Source organism: Nonomuraea sp. 3-1Str (assembly GCF_031570565.1).
Classification (GTDB): Bacteria; Actinomycetota; Actinomycetes; order Streptosporangiales; family Streptosporangiaceae; genus Nonomuraea.
Genome location: NZ_JALHBK010000007.1, coordinates 226,977 through 249,099, shown reverse-complemented (window position 1 = coordinate 249,099; position 22,123 = coordinate 226,977). Strand labels below are relative to the sequence as shown.

The 22,123-nt window shown below is 72.4% G+C and carries 22 protein-coding genes; 13 read left to right on the top strand and 9 right to left on the bottom strand.

Annotation, left to right across the window (positions count from 1 at the left end):
* Positions 1 to 63: 63 nt before the first annotated feature.
* From mca to MTP10_RS14710, 3 genes are all read left to right on the top strand, one after another.
* Positions 64 to 951 (top strand): mycothiol conjugate amidase Mca, encoded by an 888-nt coding sequence (gene mca / locus MTP10_RS14720; RefSeq protein WP_310709715.1) that lies wholly within the window; start codon positions 64 to 66, stop codon positions 949 to 951.
* An 87-nt stretch (positions 952 to 1,038) separates the two neighbouring features.
* The gene (locus MTP10_RS14715; RefSeq protein WP_310709714.1) at positions 1,039 to 1,209 is read left to right on the top strand and encodes a hypothetical protein; all 171 of its coding nucleotides are present in this window, start codon (positions 1,039 to 1,041) and stop codon (positions 1,207 to 1,209) included.
* Positions 1,210 to 1,500, top strand: coding sequence for a GNAT family N-acetyltransferase (locus MTP10_RS14710; RefSeq protein WP_310709713.1), 291 nt, complete (start codon positions 1,210 to 1,212; stop codon positions 1,498 to 1,500).
* 23 nt (positions 1,501 to 1,523) lie between these two features.
* On the opposite strand, the gene MTP10_RS14705 is transcribed toward MTP10_RS14710, so the two are convergent.
* Positions 1,524 to 2,702, bottom strand: a complete 1,179-nt coding sequence (locus MTP10_RS14705) for a hypothetical protein (protein WP_310709712.1) — start codon at positions 2,700 to 2,702, stop codon at positions 1,524 to 1,526.
* A 103-nt stretch (positions 2,703 to 2,805) separates the two neighbouring features.
* Between MTP10_RS14705 and MTP10_RS14700 the strand changes: the two genes are divergently transcribed.
* Positions 2,806 to 4,785: a thioredoxin domain-containing protein gene (locus MTP10_RS14700; protein ID WP_310709711.1), complete on the top strand. Its 1,980-nt coding sequence runs from the start codon at positions 2,806 to 2,808 to the stop codon at positions 4,783 to 4,785.
* Here MTP10_RS14700 and MTP10_RS14695 read toward each other — a convergent pair.
* Together MTP10_RS14695 and MTP10_RS14690 are read right to left on the bottom strand one after the other, a co-directional pair.
* A complete protein-coding gene (locus MTP10_RS14695) occupies positions 4,771 to 6,906 on the bottom strand; it encodes a transglycosylase domain-containing protein (RefSeq protein ID WP_310709710.1) in 2,136 nt (711 codons plus the stop codon). The two genes, MTP10_RS14700 and MTP10_RS14695, sit on opposite strands and share 15 nt — an antisense overlap.
* A gap of 87 nt (positions 6,907 to 6,993) precedes the next feature.
* On the bottom strand, positions 6,994 to 7,491 hold the full coding sequence (locus tag MTP10_RS14690; RefSeq protein ID WP_310709709.1) for an Lrp/AsnC family transcriptional regulator: 498 nt from the start codon (positions 7,489 to 7,491) through the stop codon (positions 6,994 to 6,996).
* A gap of 130 nt (positions 7,492 to 7,621) precedes the next feature.
* Here MTP10_RS14690 and hppD point away from each other — a divergent pair, with 130 nt between their 5' ends.
* Positions 7,622 to 8,704 carry a 4-hydroxyphenylpyruvate dioxygenase gene (gene hppD / locus MTP10_RS14685; RefSeq protein ID WP_310709708.1) on the top strand — a complete coding sequence of 361 codons (1,083 nt, stop codon included), beginning with the start codon at positions 7,622 to 7,624 and terminating at the stop codon, positions 8,702 to 8,704.
* Positions 8,705 to 8,803: 99 nt separating this feature from the next.
* Positions 8,804 to 10,243 carry a M1 family metallopeptidase gene (locus MTP10_RS14680; RefSeq protein WP_310709707.1) on the top strand — a complete coding sequence of 480 codons (1,440 nt, stop codon included), beginning with the start codon at positions 8,804 to 8,806 and terminating at the stop codon, positions 10,241 to 10,243.
* Positions 10,244 to 10,288: 45 nt separating this feature from the next.
* On the opposite strand, the gene MTP10_RS14675 is transcribed toward MTP10_RS14680, so the two are convergent.
* Together MTP10_RS14675 and MTP10_RS14670 are read right to left on the bottom strand one after the other, a co-directional pair.
* Positions 10,289 to 10,876: a hypothetical protein gene (locus tag MTP10_RS14675; protein ID WP_310709706.1), complete on the bottom strand. Its 588-nt coding sequence runs from the start codon at positions 10,874 to 10,876 to the stop codon at positions 10,289 to 10,291.
* The gene (locus MTP10_RS14670) at positions 10,873 to 11,424 is read right to left on the bottom strand and encodes a sigma-70 family RNA polymerase sigma factor (protein ID WP_310709705.1); all 552 of its coding nucleotides are present in this window, start codon (positions 11,422 to 11,424) and stop codon (positions 10,873 to 10,875) included. Before MTP10_RS14670 ends, MTP10_RS14675 begins: the two co-directional genes overlap by 4 nt.
* A gap of 162 nt (positions 11,425 to 11,586) precedes the next feature.
* On the opposite strand from MTP10_RS14670, the gene MTP10_RS14665 reads away from it, so the two are divergent.
* Positions 11,587 to 12,600: a hypothetical protein gene (locus MTP10_RS14665; RefSeq protein WP_310709704.1), complete on the top strand. Its 1,014-nt coding sequence runs from the start codon at positions 11,587 to 11,589 to the stop codon at positions 12,598 to 12,600.
* A gap of 17 nt (positions 12,601 to 12,617) precedes the next feature.
* Here the strand turns inward: MTP10_RS14665 and MTP10_RS14660 are convergent, their stop codons facing one another.
* Entirely contained in the window at positions 12,618 to 13,811 is a 1,194-nt protein-coding gene (locus MTP10_RS14660; protein ID WP_310709770.1) for an FIST N-terminal domain-containing protein, read from the bottom strand.
* Between the two features lie 141 nt (positions 13,812 to 13,952).
* Here MTP10_RS14660 and MTP10_RS14655 point away from each other — a divergent pair, with 141 nt between their 5' ends.
* The 3 genes from MTP10_RS14655 to MTP10_RS14645 all read left to right on the top strand — a co-directional run bounded on the left by MTP10_RS14655 (position 13,953) and on the right by MTP10_RS14645 (position 18,203).
* Positions 13,953 to 15,374, top strand: a complete 1,422-nt coding sequence (locus MTP10_RS14655; RefSeq protein ID WP_397334463.1) for a sigma 54-interacting transcriptional regulator — start codon at positions 13,953 to 13,955, stop codon at positions 15,372 to 15,374.
* 63 nt (positions 15,375 to 15,437) lie between these two features.
* On the top strand, positions 15,438 to 16,205 hold the full coding sequence (locus MTP10_RS14650; RefSeq protein ID WP_310709702.1) for a hypothetical protein: 768 nt from the start codon (positions 15,438 to 15,440) through the stop codon (positions 16,203 to 16,205).
* Between the two features lie 30 nt (positions 16,206 to 16,235).
* Positions 16,236 to 18,203, top strand: a complete 1,968-nt coding sequence (locus MTP10_RS14645; protein ID WP_310709769.1) for a hypothetical protein — start codon at positions 16,236 to 16,238, stop codon at positions 18,201 to 18,203.
* 23 nt (positions 18,204 to 18,226) lie between these two features.
* Here MTP10_RS14645 and MTP10_RS14640 read toward each other — a convergent pair whose 3' ends face one another.
* Complete coding sequence (locus MTP10_RS14640; RefSeq protein ID WP_310709701.1) at positions 18,227 to 18,649, bottom strand: DUF6292 family protein; 423 nt, start codon at positions 18,647 to 18,649, stop codon at positions 18,227 to 18,229.
* A 149-nt stretch (positions 18,650 to 18,798) separates the two neighbouring features.
* On the opposite strand from MTP10_RS14640, the gene MTP10_RS14635 reads away from it, so the two are divergent.
* Both MTP10_RS14635 and MTP10_RS14630 read left to right on the top strand, forming a co-directional pair.
* A complete protein-coding gene (locus MTP10_RS14635) occupies positions 18,799 to 18,933 on the top strand; it encodes a hypothetical protein (RefSeq protein ID WP_310709700.1) in 135 nt (44 codons plus the stop codon).
* Positions 18,934 to 18,943: 10 nt separating this feature from the next.
* Positions 18,944 to 19,372: a DUF2269 family protein gene (locus MTP10_RS14630; RefSeq protein WP_310709699.1), complete on the top strand. Its 429-nt coding sequence runs from the start codon at positions 18,944 to 18,946 to the stop codon at positions 19,370 to 19,372.
* A 48-nt stretch (positions 19,373 to 19,420) separates the two neighbouring features.
* On the opposite strand, the gene MTP10_RS14625 is transcribed toward MTP10_RS14630, so the two are convergent.
* Both MTP10_RS14625 and MTP10_RS14620 read right to left on the bottom strand, forming a co-directional pair.
* A complete protein-coding gene (locus tag MTP10_RS14625; RefSeq protein WP_310709698.1) occupies positions 19,421 to 20,560 on the bottom strand; it encodes a cystathionine gamma-synthase in 1,140 nt (379 codons plus the stop codon).
* A gap of 35 nt (positions 20,561 to 20,595) precedes the next feature.
* Positions 20,596 to 20,832: a hypothetical protein gene (locus MTP10_RS14620; protein WP_310709697.1), complete on the bottom strand. Its 237-nt coding sequence runs from the start codon at positions 20,830 to 20,832 to the stop codon at positions 20,596 to 20,598.
* Between the two features lie 139 nt (positions 20,833 to 20,971).
* Between MTP10_RS14620 and MTP10_RS14615 the strand changes: the two genes are divergently transcribed.
* Entirely contained in the window at positions 20,972 to 22,114 is a 1,143-nt protein-coding gene (locus MTP10_RS14615; protein WP_310709696.1) for a histidine kinase, read from the top strand.
* Positions 22,115 to 22,123: the final 9 nt, after the last annotated feature.

Here is a 22,123-nt window from a genome sequence, read left to right as displayed (position 1 = left end):
CCGCCCAGCAGAAACTAACCTGTCTGGACGCCTGTTCGGTCCGACTGAGGAGACATCGAGCCCGTGAGTGCACCGCTGAGGCTGATGGCCGTCCACGCCCACCCTGACGACGAGTCCAGCAAGGGCGCGGCGACGATGGCCCGTTACGTCCGCGAAGGCGTGGAGGTGCTGGTCTGTACGCTCACGGGAGGCGAGCGCGGATCGGTGCTCAACCCGAAGATGGACCGCCCCGAGATCGTGGCCAACATCGGCGAGGTGCGCCGCGCCGAGATGGAGCGGGCCCGTGAGATCCTCGGCGTCGAGCAGCGGTTCCTCGGTTTCGTCGACTCGGGGCTGCCCGAGAGCGAGGAGGAGGAGTTGCCCGAGGGCTGCTTCGCCCTGCAGAAGCTGGAGGACGCCGCCGCGCCGCTGGTGGCGGCCGTGCGCGAGTTCAGGCCGCATGTGATCATCACCTACGACGACGACGGCGGCTACCCGCACCCCGACCACATCATGACCAACCGGGTGTCGGTGGAGGCGTTCGACGCCGCCGGCGACCCCGACCGCTATCCCGGCGCCGGCGAGCCGTGGCAGCCGCTCAAGCTCTACTACCAGATGGGCTTCACGAAGGAGCGGTTCGAGGCGCTCCACGAGGTCATGACCCAGCGCGGCCTGGGCTCCCCCTACAGCGACTGGATCGCCCGCTGGGAGGACCGCCCCGCCAAGTGGCCGGTGACCACGCGCGTGCCGTGCGCCGACTACTTCGAGATCCGTGACCAGGCGCTGCTCGCGCACGCCACCCAGGTGGACCCCGACGGCTTCTGGTTCGTCTGCCCGCGCGAGCTCCAGCAGGAGATCTGGCCCACCGAGGACTACCACCTGGCCCGCTCGCTGGTCGACACCGAGCTGCCCGAGGACGACCTGTTCGCCGGCATCCACGCCGACGAGGCCGTCTCGCCCGCGCACTCCTGACCCGGCCCGCGGCTCCGGCTCGGGCCGCGGTCCGGCGCGGTCAGGACCGGGGGCCGGACCACGGCCCCCCGGTGGCAGACTGGAAGGGTGACTGTTCTCGCAGCTGGCGATGTCAGCCCCGGCCTGCTCGGCTTCACCGTCGTGGCCCTCATCGGGGTCGCCCTCTACATCCTGATCAAGTCGATGAACAAGCAGATGTCGAAGATCAAGGTGCCACACGAGGGCGACACCACCGACGAGGGAAAGAAGGCCGAGTAGATGGCGATCGACGTGGTCGACAACCCGGCGCGGAGCCGGTTCGAGATCCTTCTGGACGGTGAGGTCGCCGGGTTCGCCGACTACCGGCTGCTGCCCGAGAAGATCGTGCTCACCCACACCGAGGTGCGGCCGGAGCACGAGGGGCAGGGCCTCGCGGGCCGGCTGGTCGGCCACGCCCTCGATCTGAGCCGCGACACGGGCCTGCGGGTCGTGCCGCTCTGCCCGTACGTCGTCAAGTACATCGAGCGCCACCCCGAGTACCAGGACCTGGTGGACGCCAAGGTGTCCTAGCGCGCCGCCCGCCACGGCAGGGCTCACCATTCCTTGCGCGACCAGGCGCGTTCGAGCGCCAGCGGGAGCCCCCACCAGCCGAGCGGCGTCAGCACGTCGTCGGCGTCCACGATGCCGAGATGCCCCCACAGCGTGACCACCGGCGTGAAGAGCCGCTCGCCGGCGCGCAGCTCGTCGGGGTCGCTCATGTCGATCTCGCCGGTGTCGATGTCCGGCGACTCGGCGATGAGCCGCGCGATCCGCTCGGGCGAGGCCAGCACGCCCGGACCGAGCCGGGTCAGCGCGGTCACCGCCCCGAGCCAGTCGGCGAGCTGGATGGCGCACAGCTCGGCCAGCACGGTGTCCTCGTGCCGCAGCTCGCCCTCCAGGTCGGTGAACTCCTCGACGGTGTCGTCGTCCTCCGAGAGGTCGGAGACGGGCCCGGCGATGCCCGCGACCACCGACAGCCACAGCTCCGTGTCGTCGTCGGGCATCGGCAGGCTCTCGAACCCGGCGCAGGCCCGCAGCACGTTGGCCGGGTAGCCCGGCTGGCCGAGCAGCACCCGGAGCCGCGTCGCGGCCGCCTCCAGGTCGGCGGCCGGCAGCTCCGGACGCCTCGGCATGCCGCCCAGGACGCGCCGCAGCTCGCTCAGCGCGTTGACCTGCTGCTCGTCGCAGAAGGCCATCAGCTCCTCGTCCTGCTCGTCGTTGACCTCGAACCCCGGCACCCGGCCGTCGGGCAGCGGCGTGTTCAGCCACCGCTCCTGCATCTCCTCGTAGGCGCGCCGGGCCCGCGGGTCGCCCCTGAGCAGCGCGTCGGAGTCGATGTCCCCGGCCTCCACGCGCTCCTCCAGGTGGCGGACGAGCCGGGAGTACATCTCCTGGCTGACCGGCCCCCGCTCGTCCTCCTCCGGCCAGATGAAGTAGTCGGGCGTCTGGAGCGTCGGCATCAGGAGGATCGGCTCGGTGCCGGTGGACTCGACCCAGCGCTGCACCTCACCCACCGTGGCCTGGCCGGACTCGATGAGCATGAGCGTCCGCCGGGCCGATTCCCAGAAGACCGGCGACAGGGCGTTGCCCGCGGCGAGCATCGCGCGCCGCAGGTCCGGCAGCGCCACCAGGGCCAGGCCGGAGGGCACGGACAGCAGCGCCCGCGCGACGTCCCTGCGGGTCAGGGCCGTGGCACGGCGCCCCGCGTGGGCGCAGACGAACTCCAAGTCCACTCTCCGTAACCTACGCCTCCACGCCGCCGGGCGCGTACCCATCCGGTTATGCGCGCGGGCGCCGGGGGCAGGTGGCCCCGTAGGGTGATCCGGGGAGGTCTTGATGAACCGCTTGAAGGACTCGACGAGCCCGTACCTGCTGCAACACGCGGACAACCCCGTCGACTGGCACCCCTGGGGCGAGGAGGCCTTCGCCGAGGCGCGGCGGCGTGACGTCCCGCTGCTGGTGAGCGTCGGCTACTCGGCGTGCCACTGGTGCCACGTCATGGCGCACGAGAGCTTCGAGGACGCCGAGACGGCCCGGCTGATGAACGAGCGCTTCGTCAACGTCAAGGTGGACCGCGAGGAGCGCCCCGACGTGGACGCCGTCTACATGGGCGCCACGCAGGCCATGACGGGCCAGGGCGGCTGGCCCATGACGGTGTTCGCCACGCCGGACGGCCATCCGTTCTACTGCGGCACCTACTTCCCGCGCCACGAGTTCCAGCGGCTGCTGGCGGCCGTCGACCAGGCGTGGACGGGCAACCGCGAAGGGGTGCTGCGGCAGGGCTCCCAGGTGGTCTCCGCGCTGACCCAGGGGACGACGCTGCCCACCGGGCCGCTGCCCGGGGCGGACGCGCTGGACCGGGCCATGGACAACCTGCGGGCCTCCTTCGACGCCGGGCACGGCGGGTTCGGCGGGGCGCCCAAGTTCCCGCCGTCGATGGTGCTGGAGTTCCTGCTGCGCTCGGGCGAGCGCGGGATGAGCGGGAAGACGCTGGACGCGATGTCCCGGGGCGGCATCTACGACCAGCTCGGCGGCGGGTTCGCCCGCTACAGCGTGGACGCGCGGTGGGTCGTGCCGCACTTCGAGAAGATGCTCTACGACAACGCGCTGCTCATGCGCGTCTACACGCACTGGTGGAAGGCGGGGGGCGGCGAGCGGGCCCGGCGGATCGCGCTGGAGACCGCCGACTGGCTGCTGCGCGAGATGCGCACCCCGGAGGGCGGCTTCGCCTCGGCGCTCGACGCCGACAGTGAGGGCGAGGAGGGCAGGTTCTACGTCTGGACCCCCGAGCAGCTGCGCGAGGTGCTCGGCGAGGACGACGGCGCCTGGGCGGCCCGGGTGTTCGAGGTCACCGGCACGTTCGAGCACGGCACGTCGGTGCTCCAGCTCCTGGAGGACCCGGACGACGTCGCGCGCCTCGACTCGGTGCGCGCCCGGCTGCTGGCCGCCCGGGAGTCGCGGGTGCGGCCGGGCCGCGACGACAAGATCGTGGCCTCGTGGAACGGCCTGGCCGTCGCGGCGCTGGCCGAGACCGGCGCGGTGTTCGACCGGCCGGACCTCGTCGAGGCGGCCACGGCGGCGGCCGGCCTGCTCGAGCGCGTCCACGTCCGCGACGGCAGGCTGCTGCGCACCTCGCGCGACGGCCGGGCGGGCGCGAACGCGGGCGTGCTGGAGGACTACGCCAACGTGGCCGAGGGGCTGCTCGCGCTCTACGGGGCGACCGGGGAGACCCGGTGGTTCCGGCTGGCCGGGACGCTGCTCGACGCCGTGCTCGACCGCTTCGGCGACGGGACGGGCGGCTTCTACGACACCGCCGACGACGCCGAGCGGCTCTTCCAGCGGCCCCAGGACCCGACGGACAACGCCACGCCGTCGGGGCAGTACGCCGCCGCGGGCGCGCTGCTGTCGTACGCGGCGCTGACCGGCTCGACGCGGCACCGGGAGGCGGCGCACTCCGCGCTGGGCACGGTGTCGGTGCTGGCCGGCGGGCACGCGCGGTTCGCCGGGTGGGGGCTCGCGGTGGCGCGGGCCGCCCTGGACGGGCCGGTGGAGGTGGCGGTCGTGGGCGCGCCGGCCGACCCGCGCACGCGGGCGCTGCACCGCGAGGCGATGCTGGCGGACGTGCCGGGCCTGGTCGTCGCCCTGGGCACGCCCGGGGAGGAGGGCGGGGCCGCGGCGGTGGCGGGCGGCCCGGCGCTGCTGGAGGGGCGCGGGCTCGTCGGAGGGGCGCCGGCCGCGTACGTGTGCCGGGGCTTCACCTGCCGCATGCCGGTCACGACGCCCGAGGAGCTGCGCCGCGAGCTAGCCGGCGGGTGAGCGCACGGGGCCCTGTCCGTCGGGCTCCGTGGTCGGGACCAGGGTGCCCTGGTCGGTGGACCGGCCGCCGTCGTCGCCGAGGTCGGGCGGGCCCTGCGTGTCGTCCGGGACCTGGGTCTGCGGCGGCTCGGTGAACCGGGGCCCCGTGGTCTCGTCCAGCCCGGTCGGCTGCCGGGGGTCGGGCTGGTCCCAGCCGTCGTAGGGGCTCTGCGGGTCGCGGGGGGCGTACGGGTTGTCGTACCGGTTGTCGTACGGGTTGTCGTACGGGGAGGTGTAGCCGTAGTCGGACGGCTCGGGGAACTCCTCGACGGGCTTGCCGCGCATGGCCTCGGTCATGAACGCCCGCCACACCTGCGCGGGGAGCTGCCCGCCGAACTGCACGCCGTAGCCCGGGACCGTGACGGTCTTGTTGTCGGAGCGGAACATGTCGACGGCGACCGCGAGCTGCGGCGTGAACCCGTTGAACCAGACCGACTTGGACTCGTCCGTGGTGCCGGTCTTGCCGGCCACCGGGCGGTCGTAGAGCCGGGCTGCGGTGCCGGTGCCGTACTTGACGACCTGCTGGAGCGCGTACGTGGCGTCGGCGGCGGCCTGCTCGGCGACGGCCCGCGCGGAGGCCGGCTTGATCACGTCCTTGGCGCCCTTGGCGTCGGTGACGGACTTGACCACGTGCGCCTCCACGTGGACGCCCTTGTTGGCGAAGGTGGAGAAGCCGGAGGCGTTCTGGACGGCGCTCACCGAGGCGACGCCGAGCGGGAAGGTCGCGGCGGCCTGGTGCGGCTGGAGCTGCGCCACGGGGATGCCGGCCGCCTCGGCGGTGGCGGCCACCTTGTCGAGGCCGACCTTCTGGCCGAGGTCCACGAACGCGGTGTTGACGGAGTTCTGGGTGGCGCGGACCAGGTCGATCGTCCCGTACGAGCGGCCGCTGTCGTTGGGGATCGGGTGCGTGGGGTCGGAGGCCACGCGCATCGGCGAGTTGCCGTTGACCTGGGTGGACAGCTCCAGGCCGTTGTTGAGCGCGGCGGCCAGCGTGTACGCCTTGAACGTGGAGCCGGCCGGCACCTTGGCGGAGAAGGCGTTGTCGTACCCGGTGAGCTTGGGGTTGCCGCCGTAGAAGGCGACGACCTCGCCGTTGGACGGGTCGACGGCCGCCAGGCCGGTGCGGACCTGCTTCGGGGTGGCGGCGGGCACCGTGTTCTTGACGGCCTTCTCGGCCGCCTGCATGAGCTTCTTGTCGAAGGTGGTGACGACCCGCAGGCCGCCGCTGCTGATGTCCTCGTCGCTGTAGCCGCGCCGGTTGAGCTCGGCGGTGACCTGGTCCAGCATGTACTGCGCCTGGCCCCGGAGCACGAACGGCTTCTTCGGCGCCTTCAGCACCGGGAACGTCTGGGCCGCGGCCTCCTGCGCGCCGAGCGTGCCGCTCTGGCGCATCGCCTCGACGACCGACCGCCAGCGGGCCTGGGCGGCCTCCAGGTCGGCGCCCTTGGGGTCGGCGAAGCGGCTGGGCTGCTGGATCACCGAGGCCAGGTAGGCGCCCTCGGCCACGCTGAGCTTGCCGACGTCCTTGCCGAAGTACGCCTGTGCGGCGGCCTGGACGCCGTTGGCGCCGCGGCCGAAGTAGATGGTGTTGAGGTACTGCTCCAGCACCCAGTCCTTGGACTTGGACTGGTCCACCTTGATCGAGATCATGATCTCTTTGATCTTGCGGGTGACGGAGCGCTCCTGGCTGAGACCGCTGTAGTAGTTGCGGACGAGCTGCTGGGTGATCGTGGAGCCGCCCTGGAGCTGCTGGCCGGTGAGCGTGGACCACAGGGCGCGGCCGGTGCCCTTGACCGAGACGCCGGCGTCCTCGTAGAAGGAGCGGTTCTCGGCCGCGATGACGGCGTCGCGCACGTGCTGCGGCACCTTGGCCAGCTCGACGTTGCGGCGGTCGACGCCCTGCCGGGCGATGACGCTCTTGCCGTCGCGGTAGTAGATGACGGAGCCCTGCGCCGTGGCCTGCTTCTGCGTGCTGTCCGGGATGGGCGTCATGGCCCACGCCACGCCGAACGCGGCGACCGCGAGGATGATCCCCACGCCGCCGGCGATCAGCAGCCGACGCAGGATCCGTCGTTTCCGCATGCCGTTCCCACCACCGCTCCGCACCTCGCAAACCCCCGTATGCTGGGCGAACGTAAAGGGTAGACGACCGGTGACGGTGCCTCGTCCCTACCGTGATCGTACGTACTGGTCCCCCGCGCGGCGCGGAACGTCCGCCACGAGCGGCAGCACCCGGTACGGAACGGGTGTGTCCAGGGCGATGACGGACGAGGTGCGACGCACGCCCCGCACGTCCACGATCTCGTCGATGACCCGCTGGAGATCGGCGTTGGTACGCGCCACGACCCGGCAGAGCAGGTCGCTGCCGCCGGTGATCGTGTGGACCTCCAGCACCTCGGGGATGCGCGCCAGACCGTGCGACACCGGGTCGTGCCCGGCCTCCTGCCTGATCTCCAGCGTGACGAACGCGGTGACGGTGTAACCGAGCGCCACGGGTGACACGTCCGGCCCGAACCCGGTGATCACTCCCCTGGCCATCAGCCGGTCGAGCCGGGCCTGGACGGTGCCGCGGGCCACGCCGAGGCGGCGCGAGCTCTCCAGCACGCCGAGGCGCGGCTCGGCGGCCAGCAGCGCGATGAGACGGGCGTCGAGATCGTCGATCGTCATGGTGTACAGGAACTCCGGACGTATCGCGGCTGCGCTGGACAGATTGTCCAGTGTTTCAGGTAACTCTTGCACAACCAGATCAGGTAAGTCGAGATTTAGTGGCATGACTGATGCTTTTCCGGTTAACGGGATGGACGCCGTGGTGTTCGCCGTGGGCAACGCCAAGCAGGCGGCGCACTACTACTCGACCGCCTTCGGCATGCGACTGGTGGCCTACCGCGGGCCGGAGAACGGCAGCCGCGACGAGGTCGGCTACGTCCTGACCTCGGGCTCCGCCCGGTTCGAGCTCCGCTCCTCGATCCGGCCCGGCACCGACATGGCCCGGCACGTGGCCGAGCACGGCGACGGGGTGATCGACCTCGCGCTCGACGTGCCGGACGTGGAGTCGGCCTACGCCCACGCCGTACGGCAGGGCGCCCGGGGGCTCGTCGAGCCGTACACGCTGGAGGACGAGCGCGGCAAGGTGGTGCTCGCCGCGATCGCCACCTACGGCGAGACCCGTCACACGCTCGTGGACAGGTCCAACTACGGCGGTGTCTACCTGCCGGGCTACCAGGCCACCGAGCCGCTCGTGGCCGCGCCCGCGGTGAAGAACGGGCGGCTGTTCCAGGCCGTCGACCACTGCGTCGGCAACGTCGAGCTCGGCAGGATGGACGAGTGGGTGGAGTTCTACCGCCGCGTCATGGGCTTCACCAACATGGCGGAGTTCGTCGGCGACGACATCGCCACCGAGTACTCCGCGCTCATGTCGAAGGTCGTGGCCGACGGCACCCGCAAGGTCAAGTTCCCGCTGAACGAGCCGGCCGTCAGCCGCAAGAAGTCGCAGATCGACGAGTACCTGGAGTTCTACGGCGGCCCCGGCGTGCAGCACATCGCGCTGGCCACCAACGACATCCTCACCACGGTCGACCACATGCGGGCGGCCGGCGTGCAGTTCCTCGACACGCCCGACTCGTACTACGACGATCCCGAGTTGCGTGAGCGCATCGGGCAGGTGCGGGCGCCGATCGAGGAGCTCAAGAAGCGCCGCATCCTGGTGGACCGGGACGAGGACGGCTACCTGCTGCAGATCTTCACCAAGCCGGTGCAGGACCGGCCCACCGTCTTCTTCGAGCTGATCGAGCGGCACGGCTCGCTGGGATTCGGCAAGGGCAACTTCAAGGCCCTCTTCGAGGCCATCGAGCGGGAGCAGGAGCGCCGGGGTAACCTCTGAGGCGTCCGAGCGCGACCGCGCCGAGGTCCGGCGAGCTCCCCGCGCGCTCGTGACACCGCGTAAGCTACGTGTCACGCTACGAAGGGGGAGCGCGACGTCATGAGGTTCACCCGCCAGGCGAGCGCCGCGCTGGTCGCGCTCCTGACGCTGCCCGCCTGCTCACAGAGCGGCGACGCCGCGGCCGGCCCGGCCCACCCCGACACCTCGGGCAAGGGCACGCCCGTCGCGGCGAGCGGCGCCGACGCCGGCGCGCCGGGCATCGGCGACAGCGACTTCCCGCTCGACGGCAACGGCGGCTACGACGTCGGCCACTACGGCGTCACGATCGGCTACACCCCGTCCACCAAGCACCTCGACGGGGTCACCACGATCGACGCCACGGCCACCCAGCGGCTGTCGCGCTTCAACCTGGACCTGTCCGGGCTTGAGGTGAGCGAGGCCACCGTCGACGGCGCCAAGGCCGGCTTCTCGCGCGAGGGCGACGAGCTGACCGTCACCCCGCAGACCCCGCTGGCCGACGGCGCCCGCTTCACGGTCAAGATCACCTACGCGGGCCAGCCCAAGCCGGTCAAGGACCCGTCCAACCTCGGCACCTACGGGTTCATCCCCACGACCGACGGCGCGTTCGTGGCCTCCGAGCCCTCCGGCTCCAAGACCTGGTTCCCCAACAACGACCACCCCGCCGACAAGGCCACCTTCGACTTCCAGATCACCGTGCCGCAGGGCCTGACCGCCCTGGCCAACGGCGAGCTGACCGGCAAGAAGGCGGCCCCGGGCGGGCGCACCACGTTCACCTGGCGCGAGACCCACCCGATGGCCACCTACCTGGCCACGGCGACACTCGGCAAGTTCGACCTGCGCCAGGGCAAGACCCCCGGCGGCATCCCGAACATCGCCGCCGTCGACCCCGCCTACCGCAACGCGCTCGGCAAGCTCTACCGCGTCTCCGGCGAGGTCACCGACTACTGGAGCAAGCTCTTCGGCCCCTATCCGTTCTCCTCGACCGGCGGCGTCGTCGACAACTACTCCGCCGGCTACGCCCTGGAGAACCAGACCAAGCCGATGTACGGCGGCTTCGACCCGGACACGAGCATCATCGCCCACGAGCTGGCCCACCAGTGGTTCGGCGACAGCGTCAGCATCAAGCGCTGGAAGGACCTCTGGCTCAACGAGGGCTTCGCCACCTACGCCGAGTGGCTGTGGTCCGAGCACACCGGCGGGGCCACGGCCGACACGATGTTCCGCCGGCAGTACGCCGTCAAGAACGACCCGGTCTGGAAGTACCCTCCGGGCCGGGCCAAGCCGGACGACCTGTTCAACCAGTCGGTCTACCGGCGGGGCGCCATGACGCTCCAGGCGGTGCGCCGGGCCGTGGGCGACCAGACGTTCTTCACGCTGCTGCGGACGTGGGTGGCCGACCACAAGTACGGCAACGCCACCACTCCCGAGTTCATCGCGCTGGCCGAGAAGCTGTCGGGCAAGCAGCTCGACTCGCTGTTCGACGCCTGGCTCTTCCAGCCCAGCCGCCCCGAGTCCTGAGCGACCCGCGGCCCGGCCCCGGCCCGCCCGGCGTCGGCCGCGGGGTCAGCTACCGGCGGGCGGCCGTCCCTCGGGGCCGCCGATGTCGTTCCAGCTCGGGTCCTGCACCACGACGCACGGCTTGACCGGGCCGTCGATCACCCGTCCCGAGAACTGCCACAGGACCTGTGGCTTCACCGGGCCGGAGGTCTGATCCTCGTTCATGGTGAACTCCAGCAGCAGCGTCTGGCCTTTCGCGATGTACCGGGGCTCGATGTCCACCCCTCCAGCCCGCACGCGGGCGGCCTTGTCCCCCGGCACGACGCGGCCCCTGTCGCGCCTGCACCAGGTGCCGGGCTTGACGTACGTCACGTCGGCCGTGACGCCCAGCCGTGCCAGGTCCTTCTCCAGCTTGTCCGCGTCTCTGAACTCCTTGATCTCGATGCCGATCGTGCCGTCGGTGTTCTTCGTCACCGCGTACGCCGGGGATTCGGTGCCGGTCAGCAGCGGCACGGCCACGGCGGCCGCGGCGGCCAGCCCGGCCACCGCCGCCCCCGCGAACAGACGGCGGACGGTCACCCGGCGGCGGTGCTCCACCCCGCGGGCGGCGACTTCGGCTTTCAGCTCCATCAGCAGGCGCTCCTCGAAACTCATCCTGTGGTTCCTTCCATGACGAGGGGAACGTCGCGCAGCGCGCGGCGCGCGCGGTACAGCCGGACCCGGGCGGTCCCCTGCCGGATGCCGAGGGCCTGCGCGGCCTCCGTGACGGTGAGCTGGTCGATGGCGATCAACTCCATCACGGCCCGCTCCCCCTCGGGCAGCCCAGCCATGGCCTCGAAGGCCCGCCTGGCCCTGCTCTCCGCGTCGATCCGCTCCTCCAGGCGCGCGACGTCGTCGGCGTCCAGCAGCCGCCGGCCGCCCACGCGGTCGGCCAGCCTCGACTCCCTGAACGCGCGGCGCCGCTCGGCCGAGAGCGTGTTCCTCGCCACGCCGTACAGCCACGCGATCTCGCTGCCCAGGCCCGCCCGGTAGGTGTGGGCGGAGTCGAGCACCGCCACGAACACCTCGGCCACCAGGTCGGCGACGGTGTGAGGGTCCTCGACCCGGCGGGCGAGGAAGCGGGTGACCGCGTCGACGTGCCGCCGGTAGAAGGCTTCGAAGGCCACGGGATCCGTGGCGATCTCCGCCTGTTTGCGACGCACCGGCCAAGCTCCCTTCGTCGATCTACACCCCTGCTTGGAAGGAGCCCACCGAAGCGTTACAAGCCTGACAGTTGTGATCTATGACACGAATCACCGCCTGTCGGCCGCTGACGGGTGCGGACCGTGCCGGGGCCGGGCGCGGGAGCCCCTACCCTGGCCGTCATGCGCAAGATCGTGGCCCTCCTGGGCGTCGCCGCCATGGCGACCGGTTGCGGCCTCGTGCCCGCGCCGCCTCCGGCCCCGGGCGTGCTGGGGCGGCAGCAGCAGGTCATGGCCGCGTGCATGAAGGGGCGAGGCTTCACGTACGCGCCGGCCGTACCGGGGACTCCCGCGCCGCCGGCCGCCGACGAGCAGCGGCGCCGCGGAGGCGACCGGGCGGCGATGCGCGCGTACCGCTCGCGGTACGGCTACGGGGTCTTCGCCGCGCTCGCCCGCCCGAACGACCCGCTCGCCCACGTCCCGGAGACCCTTCCCCCGCAGGCCGATCTCCCGGCCGCCGAGACGCCGGTGACATCCCCCTCCGCGCCGGCCGACACCGCGGACGCCACGCCCACGCGGACGCACGCGCCCGAGCCGCCGGCCGTCGGCACGCCCCTCGCCGTGGAGCCGCCGCCCGAGACTCCCGGGCCGGCTCGCACCAGGGCGCACGGCGCGGCGGGCACGGACGCCTACGCCGCCGCCGGCGCCGAGTGCTACGTCATCACCGTCAAGCAGGTCCTCGGCCGGGACGTCAGCGACGCGGCCCACCTGCGCCGGCAGTACGTCCGGGCGCTCGGACGGGCCTGGAAGAACGAGCTGGACACCGACCCGGGACTGATCGCCCTGGCGGGCTCCTACGCCTACTGCCTCACCGCCAAGGGGTACGCGGTCACCGCCACGGCACCCACCGAGGTGGCCACCTCGCAGCGCGACCGGTTCGCCGCGCTCCTGGAGCGGCTGGAGAAGTCCGCCGCGCGGCACCGCGAGGGGAAGCGGGTGCAGAGACGCTCCCCCGCCGACGTGTCGGACGAGTCGCGCCAGGTCCTGCCGGCCCGCGAGGCCGAGCGGTACCTGCGCCGGGAGATCGCCTCCGCGCTGGACGACCTGGAGTGCGGCGCGCGGTTCCTCGCCGTCTACCGCCCCCGGCAGGAGGCCGTGGCGGAGCGGCTGGCCACCACCTGGGGGCTGGTGCCGTAACGGTCGCCCGCCCGGATCTACGCCCCGTCCGCCGTACCCGGCGAGAAGACCAGCACCGACGCCGTGAAGGCGTGCACGTGGTTGTGGCCGCCGACCGGTCCCACCTCCCCGGCCGCGAAGAACCCGGCCATGCCGATCGGGCCCAGCGTGTCGCGCAGCGCCACCGGGTCGTGGTCGGCGCTGCCGAACATGGCCGACCCGCGCCCGTTGCAGGAGAACAGCAGCGCCCCGTCCGCCTGCCCGAACTCGGCCCGGTGGGCTTCCAGCAGGTCGTACAGGTCCTCGTCGGCCGTGGCGGCGTCGCGCACCTGGAAGCGGACGGTACGCCCGATCTCCACGATGTCGCCGATCGCCACGGCCTCCCGCTCCGGGTCGATGCCGATCACGCCCCGGATGAGGAAGTCGCCGCGTTCGTGGCGCTCGGCGTACTCGTCGATGGCCAGCCCGATCTGCAGGCCGGCGGCGACCAGCTCGCGGTCGTCCTCGTCGAGCTCGCTGACGATGTCCTCCAGGCGCGCCAGCGCGGGCTGCCCGGCCAGCTCCAGCAGGAGGTTGTCCTCGGCGCGGGTGACGACCATGGACGGGCCGATGGGGCGGCACCCCTGGCTGACGACGGTGCTGATCCGCACGGGGCCGCTGAGCAGCACGCCGATCGCGCCCTCGGTGTAGATCTCGCCGTCGGCGAACAGCCGCACGGAGCCGCGCCCGTGTGAGCCGTTGGCCAGGCCGCCGATCAGCGGGAGATCGCCGAGCACGTCCGCCGACCGCTCGACGAACGCGTCCGTCGGGAACGAGTAGGGGTCGGCCAGCAGGATCGCCACGTGGTCGTCGGGGCCCCGGTCGGGCAGCCCGACCACCACGAACCGGTCCTCCGCGTTCAGCGTCTCCAGGGCGAACGGCGTCAGCCGCGCCTGCCCCAGCGTGGCCGCCCACGCGCTCACGGACGGCTTCAGCTCCACTCCCTGTCCGTCTCCGATCACTCCTGTGGCACTGCAGCCGATCACGTGCGCGTCGGGCGCGAGCGCCATCGCCCGCTGCCCGGCCCGTGCGACGTCGTCGGGGTCGTCACCGCAGATGAAGAAACAGACCAGGTCCGCCTGGTCGCCGAGCCGGGACAGCGCCTGTCCCACCGCACGCTCGGCGAGCTTCTCCAGGTCCGTCTCCTCCAGGTCCGCACCCACGGCGAGGCCGTCCGCGAAGCGGCTTGTCATCAGGGCCACGCTTCCCGCCTCCCTCGGCAGCTCCAAGTTCCCTAGGCTCCGATTCTCCCCACTAAAGGAACAAGCACGCACACGACGCGTCACTCAATCAGCAAGATCCGTAATCTGCGCCGGACGCGAAACCTCTGCCGCATTCGTCGCGGGGGACGTAGTCTCGATCCCGTGCATCAGCCTCTAAATCTCCGCGAGTTGCGAGAAAGCGGTCACGTTCATCGCACCGTGAAAGCAGAGGTCCGCGAGAACCTGCTGGCCAGACTGCGCGCGGGCGAGCCCCGCTTCCCCGGCATCGTGGGCTTCGACGACACCGTCCTGCCGCACCTTGAGCGGGCTCTGCTCGCCGGGCACGACCTGGTCCTGCTCGGTGAGCGCGGCCAGGGCAAGACCCGGCTGATCCGCACGGTGACGGGCCTGCTCGACGAGTGGACGCCGGTCGTCGAGGGCTGCGAGATCAACGACCACCCGTACGCGCCGGTCTGCACGCGCTGCCGGGCCCTCGCCGAGGAGCTGGGCGACGAGCTGCCCGTCGCGTGGAAGCACCGCGACGAGCGCTACGGCGAGAAGCTCGCCACGCCCGACACGTCGGTGGGCGACCTGATCGGCGACGTCGACCCCATCAAGATCGCCGAGGGGAGGCGGCTGGGCGACCCGGAGACCGTCCACTACGGACTGGTCCCGCGCACCAACCGCGGCGTCTTCTCCGTCAACGAGCTGCCCGACCTGGCCGAGCGCATCCAGGTGGCGCTGCTCAACGTGCTGGAGGAGCGCGACATCCAGGTCCGCGGCTACAACCTGCGGCTCCCGCTGGACGTCCTGCTCATCGCCAGCGCCAACCCCGAGGACTACACCAACCGGGGCCGGATCATCACGCCGCTGAAGGACCGGTTCGGCGCGGAGGTCCGCACCCACTACCCGATGACGGTCGAGGACGAGCTGGCGCTGATCCGGCAGGAGTCGGTGCCCGACATCGGCGCCGACGTGCCGGAGCACCTCGTCGAGACCATCGCCCGGTTCACCCGGCTGGTCCGCGAGTCCACCTCCGTCGACGCCCGCTCGGGCGTCTCGGCGCGCTTCTCCATCGCCGCCGCCGAGACCGCCGCCGCCTCCGCCGTGCGCAGGGCCGCGATCACCGGCGAGGACCGGGCCGTCACCCGGGTGTGCGACCTGTCCTGCGTCGTCCACAGCCTGCGCGGCAAGGTGGAGTTCGAGGTCAGCGAGGAGGGCCGGGAGACCGAGATCCTCGCCCACCTGCTGCGCCGGGCCACGGCGGAGACGTTCCGCAGCCGGCTGGGCGGCATGGACCTGTCCGCGCTGATCGAGAAGTTCTCCCAGGGCAACCAGGTGGAGTCGGGCGAGCTGGTGCCGGCCGGCGAGCTGCTGCACCGGATCGGCCCGGTCGACGGCCTGGCCAAGATCATGTCCCGGCTCGGCATGGGCACGGGCGAGGAGTCGCCGGGGCACGCCGCCGCGGCGCTGGAGTTCGCCCTGGAGGGCCTGTACCTCATGCGGCGGCTGTCGAAGGACGACCTCGACGGGGTGACCGTCTACCGGACGTGAACATCTGACGTCCCTCCCGCGTCAGAGTGGGTGTCCATCACTCCGACCGGGGGGAACCGTCCCATGCGCCCGTTCGTCCATGTCGCCGTCCTGGCCCTGTGCGGTCTGCTCTGCGCGCCCGCGGCACCGGCCGCCGCCACCGCGGCCACCCGCCCCGCACAGGCCGAGGCGAAGACCGAGGCGGTGTTCGGCTACGCGTGGGCCGACGGCGCCGGCAGGCTGCGCGTCACGCCCCGCGCGGCCACCTACCGCAAGCCGCTGCACCGCTTCACCGCCATCGCCGGGGCCCGGCGGCTCACGCTCGACTACACCGGGGCCGCCTACCGCCGCGTCACCGTGGCCTGCGACCTCAAGGAGACCGAGGGACAGATCGCGATCGACGGCAGGGGACGCGGCACCACCCGGTGCGCGCCGGGCGACCTGACCGAGAGCCTGCGCGGCGGCCCGGTGCCGGTCCACGTCGAGCACCGCGACGGCCGGGCGGTCACGGTCAGCGAGGTCCTGGTCCAGCCGTCGCCCTCCCGGGTGGTGCGGGGCACGCTCCGGCCGGCCGGGGACTCGGCCGTGCTGTTCACCCGCGCCGGCCGTACGGTGCGGCTCGGCTACACCCGGGCGGCGGCCTTCAGCCGCGTGACCCGGGGGTGCCGTGACGGCTGGCTGACCGGCGAGCCCGTCAACGCGGACGCGAACGGCCTCGGCCGGAAGGCGTGCACGGGGGCCGACCTGGCCGGGGCGCTGAGAGGCGTACGGCACCCGGTGGCGGTCCGGGTCGACTACGTGCCCCTCTCCGAGGAGGTCCAGCAGGTCTGGGAGGTCTACGGGGACGCGTGAACGGGCTCGTGGGGTTAGCGTGGGTCCGTGATGGCCTACCGCTATGGCGAGTACCACGACGGCCCCGACCCCCTGGCCCCGCCGTACGACGTGCGGGCGGCGCTGGACGAGATGGGCGACGCCATCCTGTCCGGCTCCACCCCCGTCCATGCCCTGCGTGACCTGCTCAAGCGGGGCCTGCCGGGCGCGAACGACCGCAGGGGCCTCGACGACATGCTGCGCGAGGTGCGCCGCCGCCGCCGCGAGCTGCGCGACAGCGGCCGCCTCGACGGCACCCTCGAACACGCCCGCGCCCTGCTCGACAAGGCCATCGGCCAGGAGCGGGCCGAGCTGTTCCCCGACCCGTCCGACGACGCCCGGCTGCGCGAGAGCGAGCTCGACGGGCTGCCCGACGACACGGCGAGCGCCATCCAGGAGCTGAGCTCGTACGAGTGGCGCTCCGCCGCCGCGCGGCAGACGTTCGAGGAGCTGCGCGACCTGCTGCGGCGCGAGGTGCTCGACACCCAGTTCCGTGGGATGCGCGACGCGCTGGCCGACCCCGACCCGGCGGCCATGGAGCGGGTCCGGCAGATGATGGCCGGCCTCAACGACATGCTCGACAAGGACGCCCGGGGCGAGCACACGCAGGCCGACTTCGACGCGTTCATGGAGGAGTACGGCGACCTGTTCCCCGAGCGCCCGCGCGACCTGGAGGAGCTGGTCGACATCCTGGCCCGCCGCGCCGCCGCCACGCAGCGGATGCTGGCCTCGATGACGCCCGGCCAGCGCGAGGAGCTCAACAACCTGATCAACCAGACGCTCGACCAGGCCGGGCTGTCGGACCAGATGCGCCGCCTCGGCGAGTCCCTCTACGCCCGCCGCCCCGACCTGGCCTGGGACACCCCCGAGCGGCTGGGCGGCGAGGAGCCGCTGGCGATGGGCGACGCCGTGACGGCGCTGGAGGAGCTGGCCGACCTGACGCGGCTGGAGTCGGCGCTGCGGCAGGACTACCCGGGCGCCCGGCTCGACGACATCGACGAGGCGGCGGTCCGGCGTGCGCTCGGACGCTCGGCGGTGGACGACCTGGAGGCGCTGCGGCGGATCGAGCGGGAGCTGGAGGAGCAGGGCTACCTGCTGCGCCGCCGCGGCAAGCTGGAGCTCACCCCCAAGGCGGTGCGGCGGCTCGGCGAGACGGCGCTGCGCCGGGTGTTCTCCTCGCTCGACGCCGGCCGGCGCGGCGACCACGACCTGCACGACGCGGGCTCGGCGGGCGAGCTGACCGGCTCGTCACGGCCGTGGCGCTTCGGCGACGAGCAGCCCATCGACGTGGTCCGCACGCTGGTCAACGGCGTGCGCAACGGCGGCCTGCGGCGAGCCGAGGGGTCGCCGGGGAGCGCGGTGCGCCTGTCGGTGGACGACTTCGAGGTGGCCGAGACCGAGCGGCGCAGCGCGGCGGCCGTCTGCCTGCTGGTGGACCTGTCCTACTCGATGGCGCTGCGCGGCACCTGGGCCGCGGCCAAGCAGACCGCGCTGGCCCTGCAGGCGCTGGTGGCCTCGAAGTTCCCGCAGGACGCGGTGCAGATCATCGGGTTCTCCAACTACGCGCGCGTGCTCCAGCCGGACGAGCTGGCGGGTCTCGACTGGGACATGGTGCAGGGCACCAACCTGCACCACGCGCTGCTCATCGCGGGCCGCCACCTCGACCGGCACCCCGACTTCGAGCCGGTGGTGCTGGTGGTGACGGACGGCGAGCCGACGGCGCACCTGATGCGCAACGGGCAGTCGGCGTTCGAGTGGCCGCCCTCCGCCGAGACGCTGGAGCTGACGCTGGCCGAGGTCGACAAGATGACCAGGCGGCGGGCCACGCTCAACGTCTTCATGCTGGCGGCCGACGAGCGGCTGAAGGAGTTCGTGGAGGAGGTGGCCCGCAGGAACGGCGGGCGGGTCTTCTCCCCCGACGCCGAGCGGCTCGGCGAGTACGTGGTCAGCGACTTCCTGCGGCTGCGCCGCGCCCGCTGACCCGGCCGCTCCCGCGAGGGAGGTCAGGCGTCGATGAGCCGGGTGTAGAAGTCGAGGGCGACGTCGAAGCCGTCGCGGCAGTTGCGGTGGGAGCGGTAGCAGGGGCGCCAGGCGGTGCTGGAGCCCACGCCCTCGCGGGCGTCGGCGAGCGCCGCCGGCACCCGCTCCGGCCGGGGCAGCAGCCCTCCGCCGAGGTAACGGACGCCGGTGAGCTCGGTGTGTCGGCCGGGTTCGCCGGCGACGTAGCGGCCGAGCCGCCAGCCGCTCTCCTCGTCCCACACCAGTGCCGTGCCGTCGGCGAGCCGGACGGTGACGGCGCGGGGGTCGCAGGGACCCTCCCACCAGTCGGAGACCTCGGCGCCGAGCTGCTCGACGACGAGGCGCGCGTAGCAGACCGGCTGCTTCAGCCACTCATCGGTATACGGCTCGACGTGCCTGATGGTCACGGAAGACACCCCCATGTGTCCAAAGGGTGAGAAAAGTGGGACGGTCCCCAACCATACCCGCGCCGAACTTATTCCGTTGCCACACCGTCTAGTCATTACGGACGATATTTACGTCCACGACGGGGAAGGAGGGGAGTCAGATGTTGCCCATGATTGTGTTGATCACGCTCATGGTGGTGGCCGTGGCCGTCACCGAGCTCGTCATGCACTGCTCCCCGGACGGCAAAGACGGCGTCGAGGCACCGCTGGGTGTCGAGCCCACGGTCGAGATCGCCGGGGACTAGTCTCAGCGGCATGTCGTTGCTTCTCTGGCTGCACATCGGCTTCGCCATCTTCACCGTGGGCCCGCTCACCGCGGTGACCATGGCCGCGCCCCGCGCCATCCGCACCAAGAACGTGCCCGTCCTGCAGAGCATCCAGCGCACGACCCGTGTCTACGGCATCGGAGCGCTGGGCGTGCTGGTGTTCGGGATCGCGCTCGGCGCGGTCATGGGCGGGGGCGTGCTCGGCAAGTGGTACATGACGGCGTCGATGACGCTGTTCATCGTCGCCATCGTGCTGATCGTCATCATCGACCGGGATCTGCGCTCGGCCGTCCGGATGCTCGCGAGCACCGAGACGGACGACGACGCCAAGGTCCAGAACGGCCGGATCGCCGCCATCAGCGGGCTGCTGGCGGTGATCTGGCTGGTCATCCTCTTCCTGATGGTGGTGCCGACCTAGACGGCCTGATGGTGGTGCCGACCTGGACGGCTCCGCCGGGCCGGGCGGTCAGCCCAGCGCGCGGCTCAGGTCGGCGAGCAGGTCGTCGATCGTCTCGATGCCGACCGACAGCCGCACGAGGTCGCCGGGCACCTCCAGCGGCGAGCCGGCCGCGGAGGCGTGCGTCATGCGGCCGGGGTGCTCGATCAGCGACTCGACGCCGCCCAGCGACTCGCCCAGCGTGAACAGCTCGGCCCGGTTGCACACCGCGACGGCCTCCTCCTCGCCGCCCGCGACCCGGAACGACACCATGCCGCCGAACCTCTTCATCTGCTTGGCGGCGGCCTCGTGCCCCGGGTGCTCCTCCAGCCCCGGGTAGAGGATCTGGGTGACGCGCGGGTGGGCGCGCAGGAGGTCGACGACGCGCTCGGCGTTGTCGCAGTGGCGGTCCATCCGCACGCCGAGCGTCTTCAGGCCGCGCAGCGTGAGCCAGGCGTCGAAGGGCCCCGCGACCGAGCCCATGGCGTTCTGGTGGTAGGCCAGCTCGTCGCCGAGCCCGCGGTCGGCCGCGACGAGCGCCCCGCCCACCACGTCGGAGTGGCCGCCGATGTACTTGGTGGTGGAGTGGACGACCACGTCGGCGCCCAGCGCGAGCGGCTGCTGCAGGTACGGCGAGGCGAAGGTGTTGTCCACGACCAGCAGGGACCCGTTGTCGTGGGCGAGCTGGGCCAGGGCCGCGATGTCGGCGATGCCGAGCAGCGGGTTGGTCGGCGTCTCCAGCCACACGATCCGCGTCTTCTGCGTCATCGCCGCGGCCACGGCGTCGAGGTCGCCGAGCGGCACCGGGTCGAAGTGCAGGTCCCAGCGGGCGTTGACCTTGGCGAACAGCCGGTACGTGCCGCCGTAGGCGTCGTTCGGGATGATGACGTGGTCCTGGGGCCGGCAGACCGTGCGCAGCAGCGTGTCCTCGGCCGCCAGGCCCGAGGCGAAGGCCAGCCCGCGCGCCCCGCCCTCGACCGCCGCCAGGGCCTCCTCCAGCGCCGTGCGCGTGGGGTTGGCCGAGCGGCTGTATTCATATCCGGAACGCAGGCCGCCGACGCCGTCCTGCTTGTAGGTGGACGTCGCGTAGATGGGCGGCACGACCGCGCCGGTCAGCGGGTCGGGCTCCTGACCTGCGTGGATCGCCAGGGTTTCGAAACCGTTCGTCATAGGCCCCACGGTAACGGACGCGCCCCGCGACCGGCTCAGGCGGCGGCGGGCTCGTGCCGGTCGTCGCGCGCCGGGTCCGCCAGCCGGACGACCTCCGCCTCCACGCGCGGCTCGCGGCGCGGCACCGGGATGTACCGGCCGCTGCCCGTCTCCGCGTCGTCCTGGCCGGTGTGCTCCCCGTTGATGCGCGAGAGCAGCACCGGGTCGGCCACCGCGAGCAGCAGCCCGACGACCAGTCCCAACCCCAGCAGCGTGAATCCGATGACCACCATGGCCTCGTCCCCCTTCCGACGTGTCCAGCATGCGCCGCGGGCGCCGGCCGCCGCCTCCGCTGAAGGGCCGGTCCTGGCCGCCGCCGCTCGGCCGAACGGCCGATACGGGCACTCCGACTTCCGGCTTAGGCTCCATGGCGTGGGGGACGGCAGGCGCATCGTGTACTGGATCAGGCGGCTGAGCGAGATCGCCGTGGTCGGCTGGCTCGGCATGATGCTGCTGGTGGACATGGCCGTGGCGGCCAAGGACGGCGGCCCGCAGTGGCTCGTCCCCATCACCGGGGCCGCGGGCATCATCGCGGTGGCGCTGCGGCGCCGGTGGCTGCTGGAGGGGTTCGCGGCGCTGGCGGGCATGTCGGTGGCCGTCACGGTGGTCCTCGCGGTCACCGCGACGCCGGGTGCGCCCGGGTCGGCGGAGACCGGCGCGCTGCTGGTCCTCACGATCGGGGTGCTGCGCCACGTGGATCCGGTGCGGCGGGCGGCGGTGCTGTGCGTCGTCGCGCTGGTCGTGCTGATGGCCGAGGGCGGCTGGCGCCTGTCCGACGGGAGCGGGCTGGCGTTCTCCTTCCTGCTGTTCGCGGGCTGGTCCACGGCCACCGGCATCGGCGGCTACCTCCGTTTCCAGCAGGAGCGCCGCGACGAGGCCGTCCACGCCGTACGGCGGGCCGAGCGCCTGGAGCTGGCCCGGGAGCTGCACGACCTCGTCGCCCACCACATCACCGGCATCGTGGTCCAGGCCCAGGCGGCCCGCACGGTCGCGGAGACGAAGCCGGAGGCCGTGGTGCCCGCCCTGGACGCCATCGCCGGGGCCGGCGGCGACGCGCTCGGCGCCATGCGGCGCCTGGTCACGGTCCTGCGGGCGCAGGAGGAGGCGGCCCGCACGCCCGGCACGTCGCTGGCCGACCTGCGTCACCTGACCGAGCGGTTCTCCGTGAACGGGCAGCGGGTGGCGTTCGAGATCGGGCAGGGCATCGACGACCACACGCTGCCTCCGGAGGTGATGACCACGCTGCACCGGGTGCTGCGCGAGGCGCTCACCAACATCCGCAAGCACGCGCCGGGGGCGTCGTGGATCGAGGCGGCCCTGCGGCTGGCGGACCGCGTCGCGGTGCTGCGGGTCAGCAACTTCGGGTCGGCGTCAGACCCGCGGCTCTCCCGGCTGGGTGGCGGGTTCGGGCTGGTCGGGATGGCCGAGCGGGTGGAGGCGCTCGGCGGCAGGTTGTACGCGGGCCCGACCCCGGAGGGCGCCTGGGAAGTGGTGGCCGAGTTCCCCCTGCCCTGAGCAGGCCGT